Below are 9,853 nucleotides of genomic sequence, written 5' to 3'. Positions count from 1 at the left end.
TGCTGCTCAGTTATTCGGTCCTTTACTTTTTTGCCTCGACTACTCAAAATTTTTAATCGTTCTTTTTTTTAAAAAGTAAAGCATGAACATTTATGTTTCTAACCTGAGCTTCAACGTTCAGGACGAAGACCTCCGCGCCTTCTTCACCGAGTACGGCGACGTATCGTCTGCCAAAGTTATCACCGACAAATTCACCGGTAAGAGCCGTGGTTTCGGTTTCGTAGAAATGCCCGACAACGAGGCTGCCCAGAAGGCGATCGCCGAACTGGACAACGGTATCGTTGAAGGTCGCACGATCCGCGTAATGGAAGCCCGCCCGAAAGAAGCTCGTCCCGAGCGTCCCGGTGGTGGTTTCGGTGGCGGCAACCGCGGTGGCGGTGGCTTCGGCGGCGGCAACTCCGGCGGCTACAACAAGAACCGTTATTAATCGAATCGATAGATAGCCTCTTGAAAAGTGCCCTCCCTCGTGGAGGGCATTTTTATTGGGCCAACTGCCCGGCAAAAGAGAAAGGCCACCTGGAAAGGTAGCCTTGTCGCCTTGCTTGTTTACGAACAAAAAACTGCTAGAAAGATTCTTCCGCCAGCGCCGCCGCCTGCACGTGTGGCGCTGCGCCGAGTAATTCGGCCATATAGTGGGCGCATAATTCGTTGGTCGGGAATTGCGCGATCTCGTCCGCCATCTTCCGCGCATTGCCTGCGAAGAGCGGGCTGTTGAGCACGCGGTTGGCAGCCTCCCGTATTTGTACGGGACCGGGTGTCTCCGTGCGCAGGTTCACGCCGAGCCCGAAGTAGCCGATGCGGGCACAGATCTCGTTCTTGCCTTCGTGCACACCTGCTGCTACCAGCGGCACCCCGTGCTCCAGGGCCAGCAGCACGCCGCCATAACCGCCGTTGGTGATATAGACGTCGGCGTACGGCAATACATCGCCAAAAGGAATAAAGTCCTCGATGATCAGGTTCTTCGCGGGAAAGCGCTCACGCAGCTCCCGGGTTCCGCTGCCGCCGGTTGTGCAGACCACGAGTGCGTCGCTGTCCTGGAAGGCTTCGAGCACCGGTACAAGAAGCTTCGCGCAGTCTTTCTCCACGGTGCCCTGTGTTACCAGCAGCACCTTGTTGTACTGGTTGAGACGCTCATCGAACCAGCTGTGATTGAGCGCGGGCTTGCGCCAGGGCAGCAGGGCGCCCACGAAGCGGACATTGCGCCCGAGGTCGCTGCGGTAATACTCGAAGCCCGGCGTGCCGCTCTGGAACAGGCGTGTAGCTTTCCGTGTGTTGAGGTCGAATACATTGCTTCCTGCGGGGCGTATCCCGTATTTCTTCAGCAGGGCGCGCATCACCTTATCGGGTTTTGCAAACAGCAATCGGTCGGCCACGAAGCGGAGCAGGTCCTGCCGGCGCCGGCCCAGGAAGCTCGCGGAAGGCGTCATGCCAAGACCAGCGGGCGGCAGGTCGCGGGAGGTTTCGGTGAGCGGAAACACACCCATGGCAAACACGGGAATCCTCATCAGGTCTGCCACGAAGGAGATGCCGCCGAAGGCCACGTCGCAGACCATTGCCTCAAAGGGAAAATCGGTGTGAATCGCACGGATGTCTTCGTAGTATTCGGGAGCGCGCTCGATGAATACGTGGATCATGTCGAATACGAGCTTCTTCACCTGCGACCCGATCTGCGCACGCTCCGGGAGCTGCTCGTCGAGGTTGAGCATGTTGATGTCGCGCGCCTTCTGAAAAGGGTAGAAGGGAATATCGAGTGCCTGCAGCTTGCGGGCGTATACAGGCGACGTATACCAGCGCACATCGCAGCCGGCATCGGCCAGGTAGCGGGCAAGGCCGGTGAGCGGGTTGAAGTGGCCATCGGCGGGCACGGAGGCAAAAAGGATCCTCGTCCCTGGTTTCAGGGAAAGCAATGCATTTGCTGTCATGGTTAACTGCTTACAGGTGTTTATGATTTTGGCGGTATCGGCGCGGGCACCACGTTGTATACCGGCTTCGTCGATTTGAGGTAGCGGAAGATGGCATGCAGGTCTTCATCTTTCGCGTTGCGGATCTCCTGCCAGGGCATCGGCGGGAGCAGGGTGCGTCCCCCTTCAAGTCCTTTCGATTTGCCTTCACGGATTGCGCGGAAGAATTGCTCCTCGGTCCAGTTGCCGATGCCGCTTTCGTCGGACGTAAGGTTGGCGGCGAAGGAAACGCCCCAGGGACCTACGAATGCAGTGAGGTTGGGATGGAACAGCATCCAGTCTTTGGTCACCTTCGGATCAATGGCCGGCAGCGGGAGCTTCGACGGATGGCCGGAGAGGAGGGTGGCCGTGTCGGGTACCGGGCCCTGCGGCGTCATCGTCTTGGGCGAGTGGCAGTCGTTGCAGCCCATGATCGAAACGAGGTAGTGTCCGCGGGCCACGAGCTCCGCGTCGGAAGGCTGCTCCGTCGTCGTGGTCGATGAGCTGTTGGTCATCCCTTCTTTGCTGGCGGAGGGTTCGCTGGAGTTGTTGCAGGCGAGTAGCGCTGAGGCGGTGATGAGCACGAACGTGCCGATCACGAAAGCAGTCTGTTTCATACGTATTAAAGTTTGTTAGAAATCGAAAAATATCAGGCCAGCATAGGAACGTCGAGCTTCTCTCTGAGCGAAGCCCAGCGGCTGTTTGGAAGAATCGTCGCCGCTTTTTGCAGGAGCGTGGCGTACACGATCTCCGGTGCCGTAGAGGCCATAGCGCGAAGCCACTGAGCCGTGTCGGTTTCGTTGTTGCCGAGCAGCATCCAATGCGCCACGCGGTCGTAGATCCACGGGGGCGTGCTCTGCACGACACGCTGCTGGAGAGCCTGCACCTCGGCCACCGTGTAGTAGCGGAGCAGCAATTCATTGAGCAGCCGCTCTTCCTTTGCCATGTGCTGGAGGTTGAAGGCAATGAACGCGTTGTAGGCCACCTGTAGCTCACAGCCCTTCTGCTGGCGGCTTTCGGCATCTGCTGCCAGGAAAAATGTTTCTGCCGCGGCAACAAGCTCCTGCCCGATGCGGAGGTCTTCGACATGCTCCTTGGCAAAGCAGTCGGCAACCGAAGGTTCATAGGTGGCAACGGCGGGAAGGAAGTGCGCGTCTTCGTGGGCGGCGTGCGTTTCGAAAAGCAGGATCGTTTCGCGGATGGCATCGAGCGCGCGGCCCGCGGCTTCCTCATCGGTAAAATCGCAGTGCTGCAGCAGCGTGGCCGTATCAAAGAGCAGGCGGCGAAGCGCCTGGTGAATGAGCTGGAAAAAATTGGTGCGTTTCATTTGGTTTCGTGGTTTACTGGTTGATCAGGATATTGGATCCGGGCGGCATCTCACAGGATATTGGCTTGGTTTCGTGCTGCAAAAATGGTCGCGGCGAAGCGCGCGGTCAAGGGTCGCCCGCATGAATTGCTTCGATCGTCGTATGGGCTGTAGGCCTCTTCCGGAGCGGGTTTGCCGTATTTCTACCCCGTGCTCCGGGCGAACTGCAACAGGCCTGTGATGAACTGCTTTTGCCGCCGATGATTTGCGTTCGTTTTCTCCGCCGGCCTCTGTACCTTTAGGAAACCAAAACAAACCCTGCGTGCGTCCCGTTCTTTTTGTGCTGCTCTTCCTGGCACCGTTGTTTTGCGGCGCCCAGCAAACCCGTCAATATACTTTTCAGCATTTCACGACAGCCCAGGGCCTGGCGTCCAATTTCGTGTATGCTACGGTCCAGGATAAGGACGGGTTTATCTGGCTGGCCACGCAGAACGGCATCCAGCGCTACGATGGCAACCGATTTCTGACCGTGCAGCCACAGCCGCAAAGCAGGGCCGACGGACCGTTGGGAAAAGTGCAGTCGCTTTGGGGCGACCAGCAGGGGCGCATCTGGATCCTCTCCGCCAACAACCGTGTGGCCCTGCTGGATACACGCCGCTTCCGTTACCGGGAGGCCCGCACAGAACCGGGCAAAGACACCGTGCCCATTTACCTCTCCAAGAATCTCTTCAACGGTCCGCATGGCGCCATTTACCTGCACGAGCATTTCGGACCGCTCTACCGGCTCGATACGGCCACGTTCTCTTTTCGCAAAACAAGCGAGCTGCCCTTGGCGGCAGCGGGCAAGCGCGGCTGCGCACGCATCACCTGGGACACGGCGGCGGGTCGGTTCTGGATCTGCGGCGATGAAGGTCTCTTCTCCTGGGACCCGCAGCAGAAGCGGCTTTTCGGCCGCGGCCATGCGGTCGATGCCGATGCTGCCGCCTTTGCCGGCGACACGCGCTGCTACCATGTATATGCAACGAGCCGGTATATCTACTACTGGTCCTGGCTCCCGGTAATGACGAGCCCGATGGTGCAGCGCGTGGACAAGAAGCTGCATACCCGTGTTGCGTATACGCTGACCAACGAGCTGCCGATCGGCTACCACGAAGTAACGGGAATGCTTGAGCAGCGCTCGGGACGCACCTGGGTGCACGGCAATGCTTTTCTCGCCGAGTGGACGGACCGGGCTCATCCCTTTCTCAATGTGCCCAACGAGGGGCGTTTCGAGCAGAGTATACGCTACGACCAGCTGTATGCGTCTTTTGAAGACAGCGAGCGGAACGTATGGCTCAGCACCGACAACGGACTTTTCCTGTTCAACCCCGACGCGCAACTGTTCACCTCCTACGGACTATTCCGCCCCGGCGGCGAGCCGAAGGAAGCACCGGTGCTCTCCGTTTGCCAGCTTCCCGACAGCTCCTTTTTCATCGGCACCTGGTCGCAGGGATTGTTTTATTACGACAAAGATTTCAACCCGCTTGCACTGCCGTCGAGCCTTGCGGCGCTGAATCATTTTTCCTTCTGGGATATGGCTGTGAACCGGCGCAGCGGCGCCGTGTGGATGGGGCTGCAGCCCGGGCGCATTATCCTGTATGAGCCCGCAACCAGGGCCGCACGCCTCTTCAACCCGCCCGCGCTCCGCGAGCAAACCGTGCGGCAGATCATCTCCGACCTTGCCGGCAACATGTGGATCGGTCTCAACGATGGCCGCGTGCTGAAATGGGATTTCGAAAGCGCCGGCGGCGACCCGATGAAAGGATACCAGGAAGTCATGAAAGGCGGGCAGGTATCGAAGATCCACCGCGACCGGCTTGGCAATGTATGGATCGGCTGCTTTCTCGACGGCCTGTATTGTGTAAATGCGGCCACAGGCAAATTGAAGCGGGCCTGGACGGCAAGCGGACCGGAAGGTTACCGCCTGTTCAACAACCAGGTCACCGATATGTCGCAACTCAGCGACAGCACGTTGCTCGTAACGGCTGGTTGCATCAACATCCTCGATACCCGCACGGGTCGCATCCGCTACTTCAGCACGGCCGATGGTCTTCCCTCCGACAACGCCATGTCGATCCAGAAAGACTACCGCGGCATCTTCTGGATCGGCCTTAGCAACGGCCTCTGCCGGCTCAACCTCACAAAAGGCACCGTTGTTTTTTACGACCGCCGCGACGGCATGCTGTACGATAATTTCAGCCGCTCGGGCGTGGAGCTGCTTTCCAACGGCAAACTGCTCTTCTTCACCGATCACAACATCCTCACCTTCGATCCGCGCCGCTTTACACAGAGCGTGGCGCCGCCGCGTCCCGCGATCACGGGGATAACGCTGCAGGGAGAAAACCTTCCAATCGATTCGCTGCAAAGCGCCGGCACGCTCAACCTGCGCTACGACCGCAACGCGCTCAGCTTCGAGTTCAGCGGGCTCTCGTTCACGCCGCAGAAGAAGTTTCATTACTACTATATGCTCGAGGGGCTCGATAAGGACTGGGTGCATATCGAGAACGACAACCGCGCGATCTATAACTATATACCCCCGGGCCACTACCGGTTCAAGGTAATGAGCGAAGACGCCGATGGGCTTACCAGCGAGGTGTCGCTCGCCGTGCCGGTGCGTGTGCGTCCGCCGGTGTGGCAAACCTGGTGGTTCTATGCGCTGATGATCCTCCTGGCCGCCTTCGCGCTCTACCTGATGGACCGTGAGCGGATCCGCCGCCTGCGCGCGCTGCAGCAGGTGCGCACGCAGATCGCCGGCAACCTGCACCAGGAAGTGGAAACGACACTGGGTGATATCCACGTGCTGAGCGAGATCGCCAAGATCCGCGCCGGCACCGACCTCGAGCAATCCAAGGCCTTCATCGACCAGATCAGCAACAAGAGCCGGCACATGATGGAAGCGATGGACGACGTGCTCTGGAGCATCGACCCGGCCAATGACGGGATGCAGAAAATGCTGATGCGGATCCGCGAGTTTACCGACGGCATCAAGCGCAACCACACGATGGATATCGACTTTATCGTCGACCGTAAAGTGGAGCAACTGGAGCTCAGTATGGCGCTGCGCCACGAGCTGTTCTTTTTCTACAAGGAGTCAATGCAGTTCCTCCTCCAGCATGTTATCTGCGACCAGGTATTCGTTAACCTGAAGTTGAAAGGTCCGATGCTGCTCCTCGAGATCATCACGGCCTGCGAGGAAGATGCACCCGAGTTTCGCAGCCGCTACCGCCAGGCCGTCGGCCCGCGCGTACAGGCGATGAACGGGCTGCTCGAGATCACGCAGGACCATACGAATTTGTCGGTTGTGTTGCGAGTAGTGCTCTAAAAGTCAATAGGTCGGAAGTAGGAAGCGGGCAAAATAAAAAAGGCCCGAAGGCCTTGCATGTTATGCAGCGAGATTACAGTGTTGGCTTAGTAAACGGCCGGCTATACTTCCGACTTCGCACTTCCGGCTTTCCAACTTACTTCCCCAGCCAGGTTTTGAACTCCGACACTTTCTCCCGGCTAACCACGGCTTCCTTGTCGATCTCGGGTTTCAGTTCGAGGAGGAGGCGGTTGCCGAAGTAATCGTGGATCTGGTTGACGCTGTTGACCGACACCAGGAAGGAGCGGCTGATGCGGAAGAAGGAGTCTGGGCGCAGCATGTCGCTGAGCTCATCCATCGTATAATCCACGACGAACTTGCGGTTGTCGAAGGTTTTGAAAAAGTTGAGACGGCCATCGCTGAAGAAGAAGGCGATCTCGTCGACCTCGATGGAAACGAGCTTTTGGCCAAGCTTTACGAGGAAGCGCTTGCGGTAGTCCTTGGTCTGGAGCTTTTGCTGCAGCTCCTTTACGATATCTTCCACGCTCACCTTTTGCCCCACGCTGTCGGACTGGTACAGGTTCTTTACCTGGCGGAACTTTTCAAGCGCCTGCTCGAGGTCTTCTTTCTGTACGGGCTTCAGCAGGTAGTCGATGCTGTTCACCTTGAAAGCTTTCAGGGCGTACTCGTCGTACGACGTAATAAAGATGACCGGGCTCTTGACCTTGGTGTGGTTGAAGATCTCGAAGCTTTGCCCGTCGGCGAGCTCGATGTCCATCAGGATCAGGTCGGGTGCCGGGTTTTTCTCCAGCCACGACACGGTGCCCTTGATGCTGTCGCTTTCACCCACCACCACGGCGCTGTCGTCGACAGAGGAGAGGGTTTTTTTCAGCTTCTTGATCGCGAGTTCTTCGTCTTCAACGATGAGGATGTTCATAAGCTTTCGTTTTGTTTGCTGGCGATAGTTGGCGTAATAAAGGTAGGTTTTACATTCTTGCTCCAGATCAGCGGCAGCACGACGCAGAAATTTTTGTCATCCTGCAGGATATGGAAACCGGGCTGATCGAGGAGCGAGTATTTGTGCTCGATGTTTTTGAGACCGATCTTGTTGGAATGCGATTGCGCGTTGCGGCGCTGCAGGTTATTGCTCACGACCAGCTTATTGCCGGCGGTGCTGAAAATGTCGATCACCAGCGGCTGCTCGCGGCACAGGATGTTGTGCTTCACGGCGTTTTCCACCAGCAGCTGCAGGCTCAGTGAGGGCAGGAGGTAGGGCTCGTATTTGCGGTCCACTTCCACACGCAGCTGCACCGAATCGCCATGCCGTGTTTGCAGCAGCCGGAAGTACGACTCGATAAAACGCATCTCGGTCTTCACCGTGCTCAGCCCGTCCTGGTTGTTGCGGAGCAGGTAGCGGTATACCTGGCTCAGCTCGTTGAGAAAGGCTTCGGCCTGCCGGCTGTCTTCGGAGATGAGCGAGGAGAGCGTATTGAAGCAGTTGAACAGGAAGTGCGGGTTCACCTGGCTCTTGAGCGTATTGAACTCCTGTTGCACGGTGAGCTGCTGCAGGCGCTTTTTCTCGTCGAGGCTGTATTTGAGCTTGATGAAGAAATAGTCGGCCTCCCAGAGCGCGGCACCCAGCATCGTTACGAGCAATCCGGTGAGCAGCGCAAAGCGGTAGTAGCGCGCGTCGAAGCGGTACCCGAGAAAGTGCAGCGCGTCGAACCCGTAGAAGATGACCGTATAGCAGGCGAGGCTAAGCGACAGGTGCGCGATGGCAAGGAGGATAAGCCGCTTCGTCGTCTGGCTTACCTGCGGCAGGCGGATGCGGAGCCAGTGCATCAGCAGTATTTGTACGTACCAGGTGACCATGCCGATGGCAAACACGGCAGGTCCTGCAAACAGCAGTACGTCGCGGTCGGTGAAGAGGCGGATGTTGAAAAGGAGGTTGCAGAGCAGGATCGACAGGAAGGGCATGGCTATCAGAAATGACAGCCACTCCGATCGTGTCGGCCTCGTCCAGTTTACACGTTGGTTGTCCATGCGTGTTCGTGTTCGTTGATTAAGGGTACGGTGATGCTTCGGGCGCCGGCGCTGCCTTCGATGCGCAGCTCGCGGCCCACGAGCAGCTGGAATTTTTCACGGAGGTTGTCGAGTACGGCTTCGCCGCTGAGGACGCGCTCGCTGCCGATGCGGTCGCGCTGGTTGTGCTCCACCACGAGCCGGTTGCCCTGCGCCCGGACGTGGATCCGCAGTGGCTCGTCGCGCGAGAAGCTGTTTTGCTCCAGGATGTCTTCGAAGAGGAACTGCAGTGTCAGCGGAGGAAGCAGCAGCTCCCGGGCTGCCTCGTCGGCGTCGGTCTCGAGCTGAAAGGCGGGCCCGTAGCGCTCCTGCAGCAGGTAGGCGTAGGAGCGGAGAAAGGACAGCTCCTGGTCCAGGGGCACGAGGTAGTCGTCGTTGTTGCGCAGCAGGTACCGGTATACTTTACAGAGCTCGTCGAGGAAGGCTTCCGCAGCGGCCGCGTCTTCGGGGATGAGCGAGGAGAGCGTGTTGAGGGAATTAAAAAGGAAGTGCGGGTTCACCTGGCTCTTGAGGCCAAGGAGCTGGCTTTGGAGGTAGGTATGCCGGAGCTGCTCCGTTTCGACGAGCGTATTCTTATAGCGCTCGAAGCGCGCGATGCCTTCATTGAGGAACGTAAGGAATACGGTCAGGATGGCCGAGAAGCAATACACCAGCACGAAGTCGCCTTCCTGGTAGTGGTAACCGAAAAAGCCATAGTAGTCGTAGCCCCGGAGCAGCAGCGACAGGATCACGAAATCGGAGAGGAGGAAGAGGGAAAGCGCCAGCGTCATGCGGCGGTACATATGCTGGCTCCCGGGAAAGCGGTCGGCCAGCAGCACGCCGATGCGGGTGAAAAGCAGGTAGGTGCCGGCGAGTACCGCGAACGTACATGCGCTGCTGCCGATTCCGAGGTCGGCCTCCGTCCAGTACCGCTTCCCGTAGAGGAAGAGGTTGAGGAAAACGGTCAGGGGCAGCATACTGCTCAGCAGTACCGTTCCGTCCTTTCCCGTGTACCGGGGGATATGCAGCAGGCGCCAGCTCATCAGGCTACAAGTTATTGTCTTTCCGGCGAATAGGGGCGTGGAGGCGGGCTGGACAGCGCATAGCCGGGATGAACTGCGGCTTTTGGGGCACAGATCGGAGCGGGGCCGGGGCGATACCTGGCGACTGCCCGGGGCCGTTTGCCGTGAAAAAGCCAAGAACGGC

General features: G+C 58.3%; 8 protein-coding genes. 2 read left to right on the top strand and 6 right to left on the bottom strand.

The genetic code is table 11. The annotated features are described in order from the left end of the window. Positions 1-82 precede the first annotated feature (82 nt). The gene (locus ACYU7Z_RS07870) at positions 83-427 is read left to right on the top strand and encodes an RNA recognition motif domain-containing protein (protein ID WP_460569106.1); all 345 of its coding nucleotides are present in this window, start codon (positions 83-85) and stop codon (positions 425-427) included. Between the two features lie 136 nt (positions 428-563). Here ACYU7Z_RS07870 and ACYU7Z_RS07865 read toward each other — a convergent pair whose 3' ends face one another. The 3 genes from ACYU7Z_RS07865 to ACYU7Z_RS07855 are packed head-to-tail and all read right to left on the bottom strand — an operon-like array spanning position 564 to position 3,267. Further along, positions 564-1,922 (bottom strand): glycosyltransferase, encoded by a 1,359-nt coding sequence (locus ACYU7Z_RS07865; RefSeq protein ID WP_460569104.1) that lies wholly within the window; start codon positions 1,920-1,922, stop codon positions 564-566. A gap of 20 nt (positions 1,923-1,942) precedes the next feature. Further along, the gene (locus tag ACYU7Z_RS07860) at positions 1,943-2,557 is read right to left on the bottom strand and encodes a diheme cytochrome c-553 (RefSeq protein ID WP_460569102.1); all 615 of its coding nucleotides are present in this window, start codon (positions 2,555-2,557) and stop codon (positions 1,943-1,945) included. Between the two features lie 32 nt (positions 2,558-2,589). Next, positions 2,590-3,267 carry a hemerythrin domain-containing protein gene (locus tag ACYU7Z_RS07855; protein ID WP_460569100.1) on the bottom strand — a complete coding sequence of 226 codons (678 nt, stop codon included), beginning with the start codon at positions 3,265-3,267 and terminating at the stop codon, positions 2,590-2,592. Positions 3,268-3,568: 301 nt separating this feature from the next. On the opposite strand from ACYU7Z_RS07855, the gene ACYU7Z_RS07850 reads away from it, so the two are divergent. Continuing rightward, positions 3,569-6,607 carry a ligand-binding sensor domain-containing protein gene (locus ACYU7Z_RS07850; protein ID WP_460569097.1) on the top strand — a complete coding sequence of 1,013 codons (3,039 nt, stop codon included), beginning with the start codon at positions 3,569-3,571 and terminating at the stop codon, positions 6,605-6,607. 136 nt (positions 6,608-6,743) lie between these two features. Here the strand turns inward: ACYU7Z_RS07850 and ACYU7Z_RS07845 are convergent, their stop codons facing one another. The 3 genes from ACYU7Z_RS07845 to ACYU7Z_RS07835 are packed head-to-tail and all read right to left on the bottom strand — an operon-like array spanning position 6,744 to position 9,690. Next, positions 6,744-7,523: a LytR/AlgR family response regulator transcription factor gene (locus ACYU7Z_RS07845; RefSeq protein WP_460569095.1), complete on the bottom strand. Its 780-nt coding sequence runs from the start codon at positions 7,521-7,523 to the stop codon at positions 6,744-6,746. Next, positions 7,520-8,563: a sensor histidine kinase gene (locus ACYU7Z_RS07840; RefSeq protein ID WP_460569093.1), complete on the bottom strand. Its 1,044-nt coding sequence runs from the start codon at positions 8,561-8,563 to the stop codon at positions 7,520-7,522. Before ACYU7Z_RS07840 ends, ACYU7Z_RS07845 begins: the two co-directional genes overlap by 4 nt. Before the next feature lie 47 nt (positions 8,564-8,610). Further along, positions 8,611-9,690 carry a sensor histidine kinase gene (locus tag ACYU7Z_RS07835; RefSeq protein ID WP_460569091.1) on the bottom strand — a complete coding sequence of 360 codons (1,080 nt, stop codon included), beginning with the start codon at positions 9,688-9,690 and terminating at the stop codon, positions 8,611-8,613. Positions 9,691-9,853: the final 163 nt, after the last annotated feature.

It is taken from the genome of Flaviaestuariibacter terrae (genome assembly GCF_054777635.1).
The sequence above is the reverse complement of the archived record's forward strand: the minus strand, read 5'-3'. Positions and strand labels throughout refer to the sequence as shown.